Annotated in this window: 15 protein-coding genes; 10 read left to right on the forward strand and 5 right to left on the reverse strand. The window is 41.4% G+C overall.

The window, feature by feature from the left end:
• Positions 1-147: 147 nt before the first annotated feature.
• From KHA99_RS21525 to KHA99_RS21535, 3 genes are all read left to right on the forward strand, one after another.
• Positions 148-1326 carry an acetyl-CoA C-acetyltransferase gene (locus KHA99_RS21525; RefSeq protein WP_213119525.1) on the forward strand — a complete coding sequence of 393 codons (1179 nt, stop codon included), beginning with the start codon at positions 148-150 and terminating at the stop codon, positions 1324-1326.
• A gap of 44 nt (positions 1327-1370) precedes the next feature.
• Positions 1371-2159 carry an enoyl-CoA hydratase/isomerase family protein gene (locus tag KHA99_RS21530; protein ID WP_213119526.1) on the forward strand — a complete coding sequence of 263 codons (789 nt, stop codon included), beginning with the start codon at positions 1371-1373 and terminating at the stop codon, positions 2157-2159.
• Positions 2160-2253: 94 nt separating this feature from the next.
• The gene (locus tag KHA99_RS21535) at positions 2254-4230 is read left to right on the forward strand and encodes an acetoacetate--CoA ligase (RefSeq protein ID WP_213119790.1); all 1977 of its coding nucleotides are present in this window, start codon (positions 2254-2256) and stop codon (positions 4228-4230) included.
• Between the two features lie 264 nt (positions 4231-4494).
• On the opposite strand, the gene KHA99_RS21540 is transcribed toward KHA99_RS21535, so the two are convergent.
• Both KHA99_RS21540 and KHA99_RS21545 read right to left on the reverse strand, forming a co-directional pair.
• Entirely contained in the window at positions 4495-6300 is a 1806-nt protein-coding gene (locus tag KHA99_RS21540) for a multicopper oxidase family protein (protein WP_213119527.1), read from the reverse strand.
• A 325-nt stretch (positions 6301-6625) separates the two neighbouring features.
• Positions 6626-7027, reverse strand: a complete 402-nt coding sequence (locus tag KHA99_RS21545) for a hypothetical protein (RefSeq protein WP_213119528.1) — start codon at positions 7025-7027, stop codon at positions 6626-6628.
• Positions 7028-7534: 507 nt separating this feature from the next.
• Here KHA99_RS21545 and KHA99_RS21550 point away from each other — a divergent pair.
• Both KHA99_RS21550 and KHA99_RS21555 read left to right on the forward strand, forming a co-directional pair.
• Positions 7535-7837, forward strand: a complete 303-nt coding sequence (locus tag KHA99_RS21550; protein WP_213119529.1) for an antibiotic biosynthesis monooxygenase family protein — start codon at positions 7535-7537, stop codon at positions 7835-7837.
• A 428-nt stretch (positions 7838-8265) separates the two neighbouring features.
• Complete coding sequence (locus KHA99_RS21555) at positions 8266-8472, forward strand: hypothetical protein (RefSeq protein ID WP_213119530.1); 207 nt, start codon at positions 8266-8268, stop codon at positions 8470-8472.
• A 433-nt stretch (positions 8473-8905) separates the two neighbouring features.
• Here KHA99_RS21555 and KHA99_RS21560 read toward each other — a convergent pair whose 3' ends face one another.
• From KHA99_RS21560 to KHA99_RS21570, 3 genes are all read right to left on the reverse strand, one after another.
• On the reverse strand, positions 8906-10438 hold the full coding sequence (locus KHA99_RS21560; protein WP_213119531.1) for a serine hydrolase domain-containing protein: 1533 nt from the start codon (positions 10436-10438) through the stop codon (positions 8906-8908).
• 67 nt (positions 10439-10505) lie between these two features.
• Positions 10506-11441 (reverse strand): carotenoid biosynthesis protein, encoded by a 936-nt coding sequence (locus tag KHA99_RS21565; RefSeq protein ID WP_213119532.1) that lies wholly within the window; start codon positions 11439-11441, stop codon positions 10506-10508.
• Between the two features lie 192 nt (positions 11442-11633).
• Positions 11634-12038 (reverse strand): DUF6223 family protein, encoded by a 405-nt coding sequence (locus tag KHA99_RS21570; protein ID WP_213119533.1) that lies wholly within the window; start codon positions 12036-12038, stop codon positions 11634-11636.
• 212 nt (positions 12039-12250) lie between these two features.
• Between KHA99_RS21570 and KHA99_RS21575 the strand changes: the two genes are divergently transcribed.
• The 5 genes from KHA99_RS21575 to KHA99_RS21595 all read left to right on the forward strand — a co-directional run bounded on the left by KHA99_RS21575 (position 12251) and on the right by KHA99_RS21595 (position 16378).
• The gene (locus KHA99_RS21575) at positions 12251-12937 is read left to right on the forward strand and encodes a response regulator (RefSeq protein ID WP_213119791.1); all 687 of its coding nucleotides are present in this window, start codon (positions 12251-12253) and stop codon (positions 12935-12937) included.
• Positions 12934-14073 (forward strand): sensor histidine kinase, encoded by a 1140-nt coding sequence (locus KHA99_RS21580; protein ID WP_213119534.1) that lies wholly within the window; start codon positions 12934-12936, stop codon positions 14071-14073. Before KHA99_RS21575 ends, KHA99_RS21580 begins: the two co-directional genes overlap by 4 nt.
• 106 nt (positions 14074-14179) lie before the next feature.
• A complete protein-coding gene (locus tag KHA99_RS21585) occupies positions 14180-14368 on the forward strand; it encodes an FAD-dependent oxidoreductase (protein WP_213119535.1) in 189 nt (62 codons plus the stop codon).
• A gap of 234 nt (positions 14369-14602) precedes the next feature.
• Positions 14603-15040 (forward strand): GNAT family N-acetyltransferase, encoded by a 438-nt coding sequence (locus KHA99_RS21590; RefSeq protein ID WP_372447630.1) that lies wholly within the window; start codon positions 14603-14605, stop codon positions 15038-15040.
• A 303-nt stretch (positions 15041-15343) separates the two neighbouring features.
• Positions 15344-16378 carry an alpha/beta fold hydrolase gene (locus KHA99_RS21595; RefSeq protein ID WP_213119537.1) on the forward strand — a complete coding sequence of 345 codons (1035 nt, stop codon included), beginning with the start codon at positions 15344-15346 and terminating at the stop codon, positions 16376-16378.
• Positions 16379-16445: the final 67 nt, after the last annotated feature.

Here is a 16445-nt window from a genome sequence, read left to right on the forward strand (position 1 = left end):
TATTTACATGAATTTTTATTAACGCAGGGGACATAGGTCAAGATAAGATGACTATTTCGTCCCCCTTTTTTTTCTAAATGAAATTGCAGGATTCTACATATAGAAAGAAGAAATAAAAGAAAAAATGAATGCACAGGAGGAGAAACCATGACAACTTATATAGTTGATGGAGCAAGAACAGCTTTTGGGACGTATGGAGGCTCATTAAAGGATATTAGTGATCTTGAATTAGGCGTGGCGGCAACTAAAGGGGCACTTGAAAGAAGTGGTATACCTGCTTCCGATGTGGATGAAATTGTATTTGGAAATGTTGTCCAGACCGGAGCACATTCCGCCTATCTGGCCAGACATATTGGGTTAAAAAGCGGCTTAACGGAGTCATCATCTGCCCTTACCTTGAATCGGTTATGCGGTTCAGGATTACAGGCTATGGTAACAGGGGCAACGTCTATTGAATTAGGGGAAGCAAAGGTCATTGTGGCTGGTGGCACCGAGAATATGAGTTTAGCTCCGCAAATCTTAAAAGGAACGCGGTTCGGCTCCCCTAGTAAGGCACCAGTGGTGGTGGACATGCTTTGGGAAACGTTAATTGATCAATATGTCGGCTGCGGGATGGGGATGACCGCAGAGAATCTATCAGAAAAGTATAAGATTTCACGAGAAGAACAGGATCGGTTTGCGGTTACCTCGCAGCAAAAGGCTGGAAAAGCAAGAGATGAAGGGCGCTTCGCAGAAGAAGTAGTTCCTTTTATCATCCATGATAAAAAAGGAAAAGAAACAATTATTAAAGTGGATGAACATATTAGAGATTGTGTCAGTTTAGAAGGTTTAACAAAATTAAAACCGGCTTTTAAGAAAGACGGTACAGTAACGCCGGGTAATGCCAGTGGAATTAACGATGGTGCTGCAGCGGTCGTATTAGCTTCAGAAGACTACGTCATTGAAAATAGTTTAAATCCGTTAGCGAAAATTGTTTCCTGGGCAGTAGCAGGAGTTGATCCAAAAATCATGGGGATTGGACCTGTACCAGCAAGCAAAAGGGCATTAGAAAAAGCAGGCTTAACCTTGGCTGACATTGATTTATTTGAATTGAATGAGGCCTTTGCGGCGCAATCATTAGCCGTCATAAAGGAATTGGGAATTAACCAGGAAAAAGTAAATGTTAACGGGGGAGCGATCGCTTTGGGACACCCTCTTGGTGCAAGTGGTGCGAGAATTACCTATTCTTTAGCGCTTGAACTGAAGAAAAGGAATTTAAAATATGGCTTAGCTGCCCTTTGCATTGGCGGCGGTCAAGGAATTGCCATGATTATTGAGAGGGTCTGATTTTGAAAAAACAATTAAACTATTAGGTTTAGGGAGGAATCGATTTGGAAAATAAAGTTGTTAGTTTATCCGTTGAAAACCATGTTGGAATTGTCACGTTAAACCGTCCGGAAGTAGGAAATGCACTGGATTTGCAAATGGCCAAGGAATTAATGTATGCAGCGATTGTTTGTTCCGAGCGTGATGATATTAGAGTAGTGGTGATCACTGGAGCGGGTAATAAGTTTTCAGTTGGCGGTGATTTAAAAAGTTTCGCAAAGGAAGGGGACGAAATAAGTTCTCATCTGAAATCTGTAACTGCATACTTACATCAAGCGATTTCCTTTTTTGCAAGAATGAATAAACCGTTCATTGGGGCGGTTAATGGAGTAGCAGCAGGCGCAGGAATGAGTCTTGCCTGCGCATGTGATTTAGTCTATGCATCGGAGAAATCTAAATTCGTGATGGCTTATAACCGAATTGGATTAACACCTGATGGATCAGGCAGCTATTTTTTACCTCGTCTTGTCGGGATGCGTCGTGCACTTGAGTTAATGTATACGAATCGACAGTTAACTGCAGTAGAGGCATGTGACTGGGGAATTGTCAACCAAGTCGTTCCTGATGACCAATTATGGAAGGTTGTCCTAGGCGTTGCAGAAAGCTTGGCAAAAGGACCGATGAATGCATACGGCGAAACGAAAAAATTATTCTATCATTCGCTCCAAGAAACATTAGAATCACAAATGAGCAAGGAATCCTTGCTGCTCGCTTCAAGAGCAAACAGTGAAGAGGGAAAAGAAGGGATCGCTGCCTTTCTTGAAAAGCGGGAAGCTGATTTTTTAAAGGGGTAGGATTGGACTCCTAGTAAGATAGTGAATTTTTTATAGGAAATTACATTGATTCATAGTTTGATCTTTAATTGGAGGGATCGGATTGGAAACGGAAATGCTGAAAGGGAAGTTGCTTTGGGAGCCCTCCCAACAAACGATAAATCAGTCGAATATAAAGAAATTTATGATGTGGCTGGAGGAAAATCGAGGGCTGAAATTTGAAGATTACAATCAATTGTGGGATTGGTCTGTAACAGAAATTGAAAATTTTTGGACAGCTATTTGGGAGTTTTTTAATATAAAATCAGAAACAGATTACACTTCTGTTTTATCCGGAAATAAAATGCCAAACGTAAAATGGTTTGAGGGAGCCACTTTAAACTATGCAGAGCATGTATTCAGGAATGAAGATCCAGAAAAAGCTGCTGTCATTCATCAATCCGAGATTCGTCCAGTTCAGGAAGTTACCTGGGCTGAACTAAGAAAGAAAACAGCTGCAATAGCTACATATTTAAAGTCATTAGGGGTCAAAAGTGGGGATCGGGTCGTAGGCTATGCACCCAACATTCCTGAAACGTTAACTTCATTTCTGGCATGTGCTAGTATTGGGGCTGTTTGGTCGAGCTGTGCACCTGAATTTGGCATTCAAAGTGTCATTGACCGGTTTAAGCAAATTGAACCAACGGTCATGATTGCTGTTGATGGCTATCAGTATGGGGGTAAGAGATATGACCGGTTGGAGCTTGTCAAAAAGATACAAGCTGACCTTCCATCACTAAAAAAGACAATTCTAGTTCCCTATCTAGAAACGCAACCGGAAATATCCGAGTTGAATAATACAGTCCTTTGGGAGCAGGTTATTTCTGATAATGATGATGCCATTTTAACATTCGAGCCGGTGCCTTTTAATCATCCACTCTGGATCCTATATTCATCAGGTACGACCGGAAAACCTAAAGGGATTGTACAAGGTCAGGGGGGAATCCTGCTTGAGCATCTAAAATTCCTCGGTCTTCAAGTGGATCTTAAGAAGGGCGATCGTTTTTTTTGGTACACCACAACAGGCTGGATGATGTGGAACGTAACCGTTAGCGGGTTACTGACAGGCGCGGCCATTGTTTTGTATGATGGAAATCCAAGCTACCCAAATGATGAAACATTGTGGAGCCTTGCCGAATCTACAAAAATGACAACCTTTGGCACCAGTGCCAGCTTTTTAATGGCCAGTTTGAAAGCAGGAATTAAACCAAAAGAACAATTTGACCTTTCTCATTTAAGAAGCATAGGCTCTACAGGTTCACCACTGCCTGAAAGCGGATTTGACTGGGTTTATGAGTATGTAAAAGAAGATATATGGCTGACTTCTACTAGCGGTGGAACAGATATTTGTTCCGGGTTTGTGGGGGGAAGCCCGACCCTGCCTGTTTATTCCGGGGAAATTCAAGCTCGTGTTTTGGGATCAGCTGTGAAGGCATTTAATGATGCGGGAGAAGGAGTGATCAATGAAATCGGTGAACTTGTGGTAACCGAACCGATGCCGTCCATGCCCATTTATTTTTGGAATGATAAGAATGGAGTACGCTATAAAGAGAGTTACTTTGATGTTTACCCTGATATTTGGAGACATGGGGATTTTATCGAGATTACCGATAGAGGATCGGCGATCATTTACGGCCGCTCAGATGCGACGATTAACCGTGGAGGTATTCGAATGGGTACAAGTGAAATATATAGTGCTCTTGAAAGTATTCCAGAAGTAATCGATAGTTTAATTGTAGATATTCCAATAAGCGCCGAACAATCATACATGCCTTTATTTATCGTTTTAAAGGAAGGCTTCAGCATTACAGATGAATTGAAAACTAGAATTAATCAATCCATTCGGCAAAACTGTTCTCCAAGGCACGTACCGAATGAAATTTTTCCTGTAAATGAACTGCCGAAAACACTGAACGGCAAGAAAATAGAGGTGCCGATTAAAAAAATATTAATGGGTGTACCTATTGAGCAAGCTGTTAACTTGGGTTCCCTGAACAATCCAGAAACGTTGGATTACTTTGTTGAATTTAAAAGATTGTTAGAATCTAGATAAGGAAGCACAGGGACGGTTCTTCTGCCTCAAAAACTGAGGCAAGGGGTACCGTCTTGTTTTTTAACTTCATCTGCTGAAAACCTAGATTCTTTTATACAAATAAAAGCTTTAAAAATTTTTAGCCACTTATTGTGAATTATAAAGAGGGGGATTGTCGGCAAATTAGAGGGCAGCATTCCAGTAATTAAGAAATATGAAAAGACTAGCTCCGATTTTTAAGCTAGTCTTTCTTTATCGCATTTCCTTGATATTATTAACGTGGTTCTAGGAACTGGATTCATCATAGGAACTGGATTCAACATAGGAACTGGACTCATCATAGGAACTCGATTCATAATGGGAACTGGACTCATCATGGTCTTCTTTACATCCACATTGTTCGTATTCCTCTTGACAGCATTGAGTAAACGAATCATCCGGACACATTTCTGGAATCGGAATGCACGGGTCGAAATTCGGATTTTGGAGTACTTCATACGGACGCATCATTTCGTGATCCTCGTGTTCAAGGATATGACAATGCCAAGGATAGATTCCAGTAAATGGTCCAAAGCGGGCAATAATACGAGTGACTTCTTCAGGATTGGCACGAACGATATCTTTCCAACCTCTTTCATTAGGATCTGGCTCACGTGCAGGACCTACAATAGCGATATTTCCATTTTCATCTACTGTAATGGGTTCACGATTAAGGATTTGGAATTGGACGAGGTGCAAGTGAATGGGATGTGTGTCACCCGTCAGGTTGTACAGCTCCCATACTTCCACTGTACCATTATAAGGGGTTTCAGTAATCGGTAATTCATTCCACTCCATACCGTTCAGTAAAAGCTTCAAGCGGGCAGGAAATTCTGGATCATCAATTTCCATTAAGAAGTTCTGTCTAACCGTCACACCATTTGGTTCGAGTCTCTCTAAGCAGCTTAATTTTTTAGGAATTTGACTTTTATCTGATTTTGAGCGTTTTTTACGAACTCGAAATTCCATAATTTGCGGAAGGGGAGGGCTATCAGGGGAGCCATTAGGGAATGGTGCTGGTGCGTCGTTTGTTAAGATGATTTTTTGACCTCGATGTTTTGAAAAATCCACAATAACATCTGCACGTTCCCCTGGAGCAAGTAATAGCCCTGTGGCATTGGAAACTTTAACAGGTTTCTCTAGAAAGCCGCCATCCGTTCCTATTTGAATAAAATCTTGGCCGGAGCTTAGCCGTAATCGGTAAAACCGGGCATTAGAGCCGTTCAAGATACGGAAACGGTATTTTCGTGGTTCCACTTCAAGATAGGGCCATACTTTTCCATTAACTAAAGCAGTATTACCGAAAAACTCAGGAACGACAGATGGATTGGGTAATGCACTTTCATCAAATGGTGGAGGTGGCTCCGGAGCTGGAAAAATTGGTGGAGGCGGCTGTTGTGCTGGAGGTGGTTGATGGCCTGGCTGCGATGGATAGAAAAGCTCACCATTAGGATAGAATGACCGATCCTGGATCACTAACGGTATTTCATATTTTCCACGTGGGAGATTCAGTTTCTCCTCTTTTTTATCTCGAATCAGATAAAAGCCGGCAAGCCCTGCATAAACATTTAATCTGGTAATCCCAATTGCATGGTCGTGATACCAGAGCGTTGTGGGACGCTGACAATTAGGATAGTAGTAAACTTCATGCAAGAATTTAGTGCCAAAATTCTTGAAATTTCGCGTAAACCAGGCTTCTGGATATCCGTCGTTTTCCGGTCGTACACGTCCACCGTGTAAATGTACAACCGTTCTAACAGACGGTTCGCTGGGTTCTGCACCATGAACCGTTCTATCCACGGGCAGAAGATGTTCAAAAGGCAATTCGTTTTCCCACTTGACAAAAATAGGCTGATTCCTGAGAACTTCAAATGTAGGACCAGGATACATTCCGTTATAACCCCAAACTGTAGTAGGCGGTAAGTCTCTGTGTAACTTTTGTCTAACTTGCTTCATCGTTACCTCATAGAAGGGGATACCGTCTCGATAACCAACAGGTTGTATCACGGAAGGCAGAGGCAAAGCATCAACAAACTTCGTTAAAAACGACAATATTTAGCTGCTCCTTTCAAAAACAGATTCAATGTTTATCCTATGCATGTACAATAAATCTGTTTGGATATTCGTATATACTTTAAACAGCTTATTTAATGATGAGGCATGGGGACGGTTCTTTTGCTTCACTTTTTGTCTGCTTGTACGAGAGGAAATTTGGTTAATTTATAACATGAGTCAGCTTTTAGATCATGAGAACCGTCACCGCGCACCAGAAAATTGTTGGAATGGATATTAAATGGGTTTAACCGTAACCATTCTGTCATTTAACCGAAAAAAATAATCCACCCTTGAGGTGGATTATTACGCCTATTAGGTATCATCAGTCCGTCGTTAAAACTGCTGCCTGTTCATAACAACCTAAATGCTCATTCCAAATAAAATAACCATCTCCCAATTCTACACTAGATGGATAGGAAACATCGTTGTTATCATCTTGAGCTTTGTTTTTCGCTTCCTGGTTTAGAAATTCCATCAACTCCGCTTGATTTATCAATCGGCATACATGATGTAGGGCAATCGATTGTTCATTTGCTAACTTATATTCTTTTACAATCGCAGTCTTGAAAGGGGCATTAAAATGTAACATGATTTTTAGATCGCTAAAATAAAGAACACCGAATATACTTTTCAGCTTTAGTGAGCCAACATTAAATTCTCTTTCAGATACCCAATCTTTACAGCCAGTTAACGGATTATAAATAAAATAAAGTTTTTCATACATGCAATATTCTCCATTCCTATGAAACATTTTAAATGATTTAATGGAGTTCATGATTAACTAAAATCAACACTCCAAAACAATCGACTCATGTTTCTCCATACCATTATTTTTGGTTTAACTAAACCTTTAAGCTGTTTATCTATTACTTCTAAGGTATTTTATTTTGTAGATACCATGCGCAACATAGATGACTAATTCTACTATATTAAACATGATCGCTTTTCTCATTACTCTAATTGTTAACCAAGTTCACTAATTATATTTTAATTAAAATAAATCATAATGTCAACTTAGTTGACATTATGGGGTGGATTTTTAAAGGCATCGTTCTAAACTCGAAATTATGTTAGAGGAAAAAGGTTTAGAATGTCTACTGAAAAAGATTTAGACAGTATTGTTTAAAAACTATCGCTGGCGTTTCTTATTCAAGGAACAAAGTTTAGTGTAATAAAATGTATAATGAAAAAGGAAGAATTTAAGAAATCAGTGAACCTGGGGGAACGAAATATGAGTGGAATTGCAAAAACTCCTGAACCACCTTATTACGCAGTAATTTTTGCATCACAGCGAACTGAGGGTGACAGAGGTTACGGAAAAATGGCGGACAAAATGGTAGAGTTAGCTTCTCAGCAGAAGGGATTCTTAGGGGTAGAAAGTGCTCTTGATGGGGAGTTAGGAATTACAGTTTCATATTGGGACTCTTTAGAATCCATAAAAGTTTGGAAGGAAAATTCAACCCATAGAATGGTACAAGAAAAGGGAAAAACAGAATGGTATAAAAATTTTTCTCTTAGGGTTTGTAAAGTATAAAGACATAAATTTTTTGAAATGTAATTAATTATTTTACATATTAGAGAAAAGTGGGTTTGTTAATGTAAGAGAACCACCAATAATGGCAATCAATTATGTTAATATGCCAGATAAACAATACATTATTCGGGATTGCTGCCCCAATTTTTGGATAGGTTGTGAAATAAAGTACTGAAGCTATCAAGGGCAATAGGGTGAAGATTGGGTATGCTGCGGCAATCCCTTTTTTGTTTGTTAAGAAGGGAACTAGAGAAGAAATATTAGTACATTTTAATGATATAAATGAATATTAGTTTTTAACTTAGTTAAAAGAATTAAAACCAGAAATACTAAACACTACTACAATTTTGACTGTAGTTTTTTCCATTAATAAAAATAAAATGTAAGGTGATGATATAGAAGTATTAAAAATAAAAGGAGAGATTCTTATGAGTCAAATTGATGTAAATCAACTAAATCAAGCAAAAGCAAATGTAACACTCACCCAGGAATTATTAACAAAAGCAATTGAAAAGGCAAATTCCGATCCTATACTCTCCCAGGAGGCGATTAAACAGGCATCAAATGAAATTTCATCTGCTTTAACCGCCGTAACACAAGTACAAAAGTCAACTCAAGTCCAATTGCCAGAGTAATTAAAAAGTTTTTACCTAATACAATTGAATAAAAAAGCTGCAAATCCCTAAGACAATGTCAGGGGATTTTATTGTGGGGAATAGTTGCTGGTTGTTCTTATACCAATGTGGTTAGTTGAATAAAATTTGTAAATTGTTACGTTTTTAAAACAAATGGACATAGATTTTAGTCAGGATAAAAGATAATGATGTAGAATCTAACTAGTTCATCCGAAGAATTTATATTAATGTGTTCAGTATGTGCATTAAATTTTATCTTCTCATCAGTGTTTAAACCTCTCACATAAAGCCCTGAATTTTCCTCGCTTAGCAGGATATTGAGGGCTTTATCATGTCCGTAAAGACTCAAATGATGTTTTATTCTTAGGATTGAACGAATATTCTCCAAGAAAGTTTATATGTTACTTCTATTTTTTCGCTTATTCTCCATATTTCAGCTTTGGTGTTTTTCATGCCAAATCGACCGAACCAACCGAATAATTTCCATACTTCCCTTCAGTGCCATAAGTACCGTCATCATCTTCAGCCATAGGAATACGTCTGGCTGAAAGATGGTTGCTATATGCCATACCGGTACCACTTGAGTCATACTCAACAATAGGATCATAAACAGACCTGCAAAATTCAGTACAATTCTTGCTATAACTTTGATAGATATTTTAGTATGGTTAGAATTGTCAGGACTCCATGGCCCAAGGCAGCGCTTCGCAGTTCTAGCTGTCGTATATAATAGCCATGCGCTGAGTATGAATAGTAATCCATTTATAAGCATGTATTTCTGTGAAATGCTTAGACCTGATTCTCCAATCGGCTGTTCATTCAGCAAATTTATGACCCCGGAGGCAATGTGGGTAGTCGTAATAACATGTGTATCGGGCCATTCGGCATCGATTGCGTCAAGGACGTTAGCGAATACAATAACTCCTAGTTGTTGTTCCGGAACTATAAAAGTTTGGGCTTGGAAGCCTAATGAGCCGCCGGGCGAACCGATAACCCGTAAACCGTTAATATCATCTGACGACCATCCCATGGCGTACGTTCCCGGAACAGGTTCGGTCTGCATTAGACGTATGCTTTCCGAAGTGAGCACGGTATCTTCTTCAAATCGGCCTCCATTCATCTGGGCAATCAAGTAATGGCTCATGTCCTTCGCGCTGGTATACATGTAGCCCGCCGGCGAATCCCCTCCAATATAAACAAAGGGGCCATCGTAGGCAACGTTGTATCCAAATATCCGACGGTAGGGCGTAGCCAGTCCGTGTGCAGCCGCTTCTTCGAGCGTAACGTAGCTGTCTTGCATAGACAGGGGCTCGAAAATATGTTCCTTTACATAGTCTCCATAGGACTGGCCGGATACTCGTTGCACAATATAGCCAAGAAGTACATAATTTGCGTTCGAATAAGTGTAGGGATGTTCGGTTTGCTTGGTTTGCTTTAAAAACTTTTCAGCATAAGATAAAGCGTTTTTCTCTATGGCATCTTGATATTGATTGTTGACACTTGACAACGTGTTGCTAAAAGTTGAGATTTGGGTGAACCCGCTTGTTTGATTAAGCAACTGACGTACACTAATAAACTCTGCCCCTTTAAAATTGGTGGGGAGATAGCGCTGTATAGGCGCATCTAAGTCAATTTTTCCTGATTCGGTAAGTTGCAGAACGGCAATAGCGGTAATCGACTTGCCAATCGAACCTAATCCGAAAGGTGTTTCAGGTGTTACAGGGCGACCCGATGAATCTGCTTGACCATATCCCTTAAGGTAAAGAATGCGATTACCCTGTACAATCCCGAGAGCCAGCCCCGGAAGACGTTGTCGTTTCATTTCACGGGCAATATAAGCATCTATTTCGGAGTAGACTGAAGTTCCAGATCGCTCTTCTTGCATGCTTCCATCACTTCGAGCTGAACTGAATAGGGGGAAGATGAACAGGCCAAAAAGGATTATGGCTACTATACTAAATTTCATTTTCATTCCATCCCAATTTATTATTCTGTAAACTATCCACGAATTGTTCCAACCCACTTGATTAACTCTAAAGAGATTTCCCTGGCAGCCGTTTCACCTGATCATGTTTCAACTGATGTTTGTGAGTAGCAACAGCTGACCTTTGAAGCAGTTTCACGGATGATAATGATGCCACGAAGATCATCGTAAAGATTCCGACCGTAGCTTCCGCCTCAGCAATGCTTTTTGTATGCCAGACCACCCCCATTGCGTCAGTGACCAGTGTATTGCTGCTTTCGGACAGATAGGCCAAAACAAATCCCAACCCAGTCACGGCATACATGATGATAGCCTGAGCGTAGAAAGACCTTGGAAAAGCCTCTTCCTCCTTGTTGCTGTCAGTTCTGCGCAAACGAAGGAAGAGGGCAAACAATTGGAAGATTACATACACAGTGAAGTACCACCCCAAGAAGTTGGTGAGTGGCACCCCGAAGTAGCCGCCGCCTTGCTCCCAGATCCAGAAATGATTGATTGTCGAGGCTGTTGGATCAAAGCCCAAATCCCAGGCTACCATGGCGAAGGAAGCAATAAACGGAACTGCGAACGTGGTGAACGCACTGGATGTGCGATTAATATCACCAATCAGTACCGTGCCAAGCACCCAGGCGAGGTAGCCGATGGCGCAGTAGCTAGGGCCGATAAGCAGAGGCACCAGAAAGAGCTTGGGGCCAATCACGTCGGTGTAATAGTAGTGACCAAAAGGAAAGCCAGTCATAACACTGGTGTTTTCTAAGAGATTACTGACGACCAGACAAATGACAATAAAAGTGAGAATGCCGCTCCATTTGTAGCTCATGGCCCCGTGGAGCAGCCCAAAAACGATTGTAATCAAAACCACGAACGGTATGGGAATGTGGAGAGGAAACACTTGATTCGCCAGTTTAACCACTGTATAAACCACAACCAGAATCCAAAGAACATAGGTCGATGCGTTTTTCATGAAATAGCGAATATTGCCAGTCAAGGGAGATTCTCCTTCCTGTTTAACGTGCATGGTGCATGTTTATGGTTTAAATGTTACGGATGTACAGGTGCTTTGAATTCAGCTAAATCAAAAATTCTTTGCTGTCTGTGGTTACTGTCTTGGAATAAGAATAAAGAGAACGAGGATACAGGATATTCCATATAGAGCTTATACATACAATTAAAGGTCCGGTCAGCTGGTGTGACGGGAGCGGGCCAAAGTCAGCCCTGCGAGGACCATGCTGGTCAACCCCATCACTATGGCAATGATGGCCCCGACTCGCCCGTCACCGGTGCCGGGACCACCAGGGAATATGGTCACGTGCACCCCAGCGTACGCTGTGACAATTAACCCCGCCACCATTGCCACGATGGCCCCACGTCGCCCGCTGCCGGTACCGAAACGACCGTTGGACCGAGCCAGTGAAAGCCCAGCGAGGATTGCGCTGATCAGCCCCACCACTGCGTCCATCGTGGCCCAGAGTCGCCCGGGGGTAAATCCGTATCCGACATTACTGTTTGCCACTTCAGCAGAGGCCAGTGTCGGCACAAGTAGAAATGCACAAAGTATTACGAATGAAACTAGCTTCATTTTCATTTGATAATTCCTCCTAATTGGTGTTTTTGCAAACTGAATATTGCTATTTCTCTCGTTTCACAGTCAGTTTAAACAATGAATGTCGAGAACTTATGCAGATCTTCCTCTTTTTCTGTGGATTTCTTCCAGAACATGTTAAATCACGGTATAATTTTCGGTAAGTGGTGTACTCCAGCACTGGAAGCAGACTAAATTGGAAAGAGGTGATTGGAATGGAAACGAAATTGTTGCTTGTGGAGGACGAACCGGGCATGCTTGACGAAATGTACACCTTTCTGCAAAGTGAAGGTTTTCGGGTATTGACCGCCTGTACTGGCAAGGAAGCGCTCACGATTGCCCGGTCTGAACGGCCTGAAATCATCGTGCTTGATTGGATGCTCCCTGAAAAAAGCGGCATCGAGGTATGCCGCGAAATTAGGTATACATCAAATTGCGGTATTATTATGGTCACGGCCCGATCGGATGAATCGGATAAAATCGTCGGACTGGAAATTGGGGCAGACGATTATTTGACGAAGCCGTTCAGCCTACGTGAGCTTGCATCGCGCATTCGTGCATTGCTTCGCCGCTTGCGCGGACCTGAAGACAGGTTGATGTTCTTGGAAAGAGACAACCTGATCATTTCCGAGGCCAAATGTCAGGTATTCAAGGACAGCCAGGAGATCCAACTGACACCAACGGAATTCAAAATTTTGTACACATTGGCCGCGAGACCCGGAATGGTTTTCAGCCGCCTTCAATTATTAAAAACCGCACTCTCGGACGAATATATGGGATATGAAAGGACGATGGATTCCCATATCCGGAATCTTCGCCGTAAGCTGGGAGATGATCCGGCCAATCCTCGTTATATTCAAACGGTATACGGTTTCGGTTACCGGTTCGGTGAACAATCATGACGTTGACGGTACGCCAAAAAATATTTGTCTGCATGGGAGTGCTCGTTGTTATCCTGGGCGGCTTTCATATCCTTACCAATCACTTTTACATTGATTTTTTGTTCGAGCAATTTCGTAAGGAAGAAATGGGAGCATCTTATTTGAACGCAGCGCCCGGGGAACAAATCGAGATCTTGAAGACTTACATTTTAGGTATGATGCAGCAATTTTGGCTTGGAAAATGGGTATTATTTGTAGCAACCGGGCTGTTATTCAGTTTATGGATTTCGGGGGTGCTGACAATCCCGCTTAGAAAGCTCGTTGCTGCTATCGAACGCGTTGCAGAGGGGGATCTGGACGTGAACGTTCCTGTACAATCAAAAGACGAATACGGTAAAGTAATCCAGACATTCAACGACATGACACTTCGCCTCCGGGAAGCTGAGGATGCCCGCAGGCGGTTAGTAGCTGATATCGCACATGAGCTTCGAACTCCGCTGTCTATCATGCAGCTAAAATTAGAAAATGCTCAACAAACAGGTCAATACGTCTCTCCGGAAATGCTGCTTAGACTCCATGACGAAGTGATCCGCTTAGGCCTGCTTGTAGAAGATCTTCATGTCTTGTCGTTGGCTGAGGCGGGCCGGTTGGCATTGGAATGCAAGCTGCTAGATCTGTCGGCAAGACTTGAACAAGTCGTTGAAGATGTGAAAATGGAGGCTGAGGAGAACGGACTGGAATTGCGCTTCTATTCGAACACGAGGCCGGTAACGGTGATGGCCGACGCGAGACGGATTACGCAGGTGTTCATTAATTTGTTGACAAATGCAATCCGCTACACGCCGGAAGGAGGAAAGATTTCGGTTGTAATTGAAGATAAGGTCTTGGATCGGAATGAAGTCTATACATGTGTCTCAGTGATAGATACCGGCATCGGAATTCCAGCCGAAGAGCTGGACCACCTATTCGATCGATTTTATCGCGTAGAAAAAGCTCGTTCGCGGCATACAGGCGGAACGGGGCTCGGATTATCGATCGCTCATCATTTTGTCAGAGCCCACGGCGGGTTCATCCGCGTCGTGAGTGAGCCTGATCAAGGTACGACATTTACTGTTTATTTGCCTTTGGGTAAATATAGTAAAAAGGGCTCTTTTTAAACAAATTTATTCAAGTCTATTTGAGATGGGTATTTTTTTATCCCTTAATAGCTTCGATCGATACAACTGGTATTGAAAATTGGTAAGTAAAATGGAGGATATTAAAATGAAATATGACTTCATTATTGCAGGAGGAGGGATAGCTGGATTAACTACAGCAATTTTATTACAAAAAGAAGGATTTCGGGTTAAAGTTCTTGAACGTACCAAAGAATTAAAAGAGGTTGGGGCAGGGCTGGGTCTAGGAGCTAACGCTTGGAAAGGACTTGCCCGTTTGGAGATGGGAATACCATAGAAGGAGATGCGCTCATAGCAGCTGACGGTATCCATTCCACCGTATCCACTTAGCTCTTACTGCACTAACAGGGGCAGAATAGTTGAATAAGAAAATTTATCAATAAGTGAAACTTATTAAATGTGATAAAATAATAGCAATTAACTTATGGAATGAATTCAGGTAGCATAGAATTTAATAAAAGGTTTACTAATAAGAGGGGGGATTTTGTTGAAGACAGGAATAAGGTTTAGAATGGCGACTGAAAAAGATTTAGACAGTATTGTTGCAATGCTTGCTGATGATGTTTTGGGAAGTAAACGTGAGTGTTATGAGCATCCACTTCCTAATAGTTACATAAAAGCATTTGAGGCTATTACATCTGACCCTAATAACGAGTTAGTAGTGGCTTGTGACGGTGATGAAGTGATTGGGGTACAACAAATTACTTTTACACCTTATATAACACATCAAGGTGGATGGAGAGCTACTATCGAAGGAGTGAGAACATCAGCTTCTGTAAGAGGTAAGGGTGTAGGTACTGAACTTATAAAATGGGCAATTCAGCGTGCAGAAGCACGTGGTTGTCATTTAGTACAATTGACAACTGATAAAAAAAGACCAGATGCGTTAAGGTTTTATGAACGGTTAGGTTTTAAAGCAACACATGAAGGTTTAAAACTGAAGCTTTAAAAATTGGTGGCGTCTTCCAAACACCCCAATAGCCACTTTATGTAAGGTAAAAGATGTATTCTATTTCATTCCATTGTTTCCTCACTTTATCAACACTTGTCTTTCAAAGAGATACTTGAACTTGTAAATACTGCATCTACTGTAAAAAGAGGATCCAATTGAATGATTATCGCCACAGATATGTACGAGTAATGACATAACTACTTGATGAAATTTTCTTATTGACAAATTCTGTAAAACACCTCATTCTAATAATGAGTAAGTCACTCACTCATCGACTAAAAGGAAAGAGGGCGTGTTCGAATGGGCCAATTTTATTTCCTGCGAGAGATCGTATTGAGGAAGAGAAATCAGAGAAAGAATGCCAAAGATCTTCAAATTAGTACAACTAACAGCATCGTAGAAGGCTGTTATGTGAAAATTGGCGGTATCGATCAGTGGATTACAATTCGTGGCGAGAATCGGAACAACCCTGTTTTGTTATTGATTCACGGTGGTCCGGCTTCGACCTATTCCATCTTCAGTCCGTTGTTGCGTTCATGGGAGAAACACTTCATTGTAGTTCAGTGGGATCAGCGTGGAGCAGGAAAGACTTTTGGCAAGAACGGTAAAGAGGGCAGCGGAGCCATAACGTTCGACCGTCTCGCGGAGGATGGGATTGAAGTAGCAGAATACTTGCGTGATAAATTCGGTCATCAGAAGGTCATTCTGATTGGAAGTTCTGTTGGCAGTCTGATTGGTATCATGATGGCAAAGGTTCGGCCAGAACTTTTTTACGCCTATGTCGGCACAGATCAGAATGCCCCGGATTCACAAAATCTTGTGTATACATTATCAGTCAACGCTTTCCGTGGTGCAGGTATTACGAGGGGTGTTCAGCTGCTTGAAAAAATGGGAGCTGATCAATCCCAATGGAGCCGTAAAGATTTTGACAAGAAGAATCGACTTATCGTTAAAACGATTAAGGATGTCCCCAATATGATTACAGACTTAATTTTGCCCTCCATGCTCTCTTCTCCGGAACATAAAATACGTGATATGATGGATATTTTTAAAGGTATGAGTTATTCCCTTGACCATTTATTTAATGAATTAATAAACTTTGATTTTAAAAAGTACAGTAAATTTGAGGTGCCGGTTTTTATTTTTCACGGAGATCATGATATTATCACGCCAACTGAACTGGCGAGAGCATATTACGATGACATTGAAGCCCCTCAAAAGGAGTTTGTTCTAATCAAAAACGCTGGACATCTTGCGTGTTTTGCCCGGCCAAATCAGTTTCTTGATGAATTGATCAAGAGAGTGCGTCCACTGGTCCCATCGACTATCCACTAATGGTAAAAGTAAAAATTCTCTAGATGAATATATAATGAATATGACATTTATAGATCCGGAGGTTGGA

The sequence above is a fragment of the Neobacillus rhizophilus genome (genome assembly GCF_018343535.1).
Classification (GTDB): domain Bacteria; phylum Bacillota; class Bacilli; order Bacillales; family Cytobacillaceae; genus Neobacillus; species Neobacillus rhizophilus.

Coding starts and splice junctions, on each gene's coding strand:
- KHA99_RS21545 (WP_213119528.1), bottom strand. CDS start 7,027: ATGTATGAAAAACTTTATTTTATTTATAATCCGTTAACTGGCTGTAAA.
- KHA99_RS21550 (WP_213119529.1), top strand. CDS start 7,535: ATGAGTGGAATTGCAAAAACTCCTGAACCACCTTATTACGCAGTAATT.
- KHA99_RS21595 (WP_213119537.1), top strand. CDS start 15,344: ATGGGCCAATTTTATTTCCTGCGAGAGATCGTATTGAGGAAGAGAAAT.
- KHA99_RS21555 (WP_213119530.1), top strand. CDS start 8,266: ATGAGTCAAATTGATGTAAATCAACTAAATCAAGCAAAAGCAAATGTA.
- KHA99_RS21560 (WP_213119531.1), bottom strand. CDS start 10,438: ATGAAATTTAGTATAGTAGCCATAATCCTTTTTGGCCTGTTCATCTTC.
- KHA99_RS21525 (WP_213119525.1), top strand. CDS start 148: ATGACAACTTATATAGTTGATGGAGCAAGAACAGCTTTTGGGACGTAT.
- KHA99_RS21580 (WP_213119534.1), top strand. CDS start 12,934: ATGACGTTGACGGTACGCCAAAAAATATTTGTCTGCATGGGAGTGCTC.
- KHA99_RS21590 (WP_372447630.1), top strand. CDS start 14,603: ATGGCGACTGAAAAAGATTTAGACAGTATTGTTGCAATGCTTGCTGAT.
- KHA99_RS21575 (WP_213119791.1), top strand. CDS start 12,251: ATGGAAACGAAATTGTTGCTTGTGGAGGACGAACCGGGCATGCTTGAC.
- KHA99_RS21570 (WP_213119533.1), bottom strand. CDS start 12,038: ATGAAAATGAAGCTAGTTTCATTCGTAATACTTTGTGCATTTCTACTT.
- KHA99_RS21535 (WP_213119790.1), top strand. CDS start 2,254: ATGCTGAAAGGGAAGTTGCTTTGGGAGCCCTCCCAACAAACGATAAAT.
- KHA99_RS21585 (WP_213119535.1), top strand. CDS start 14,180: ATGAAATATGACTTCATTATTGCAGGAGGAGGGATAGCTGGATTAACT.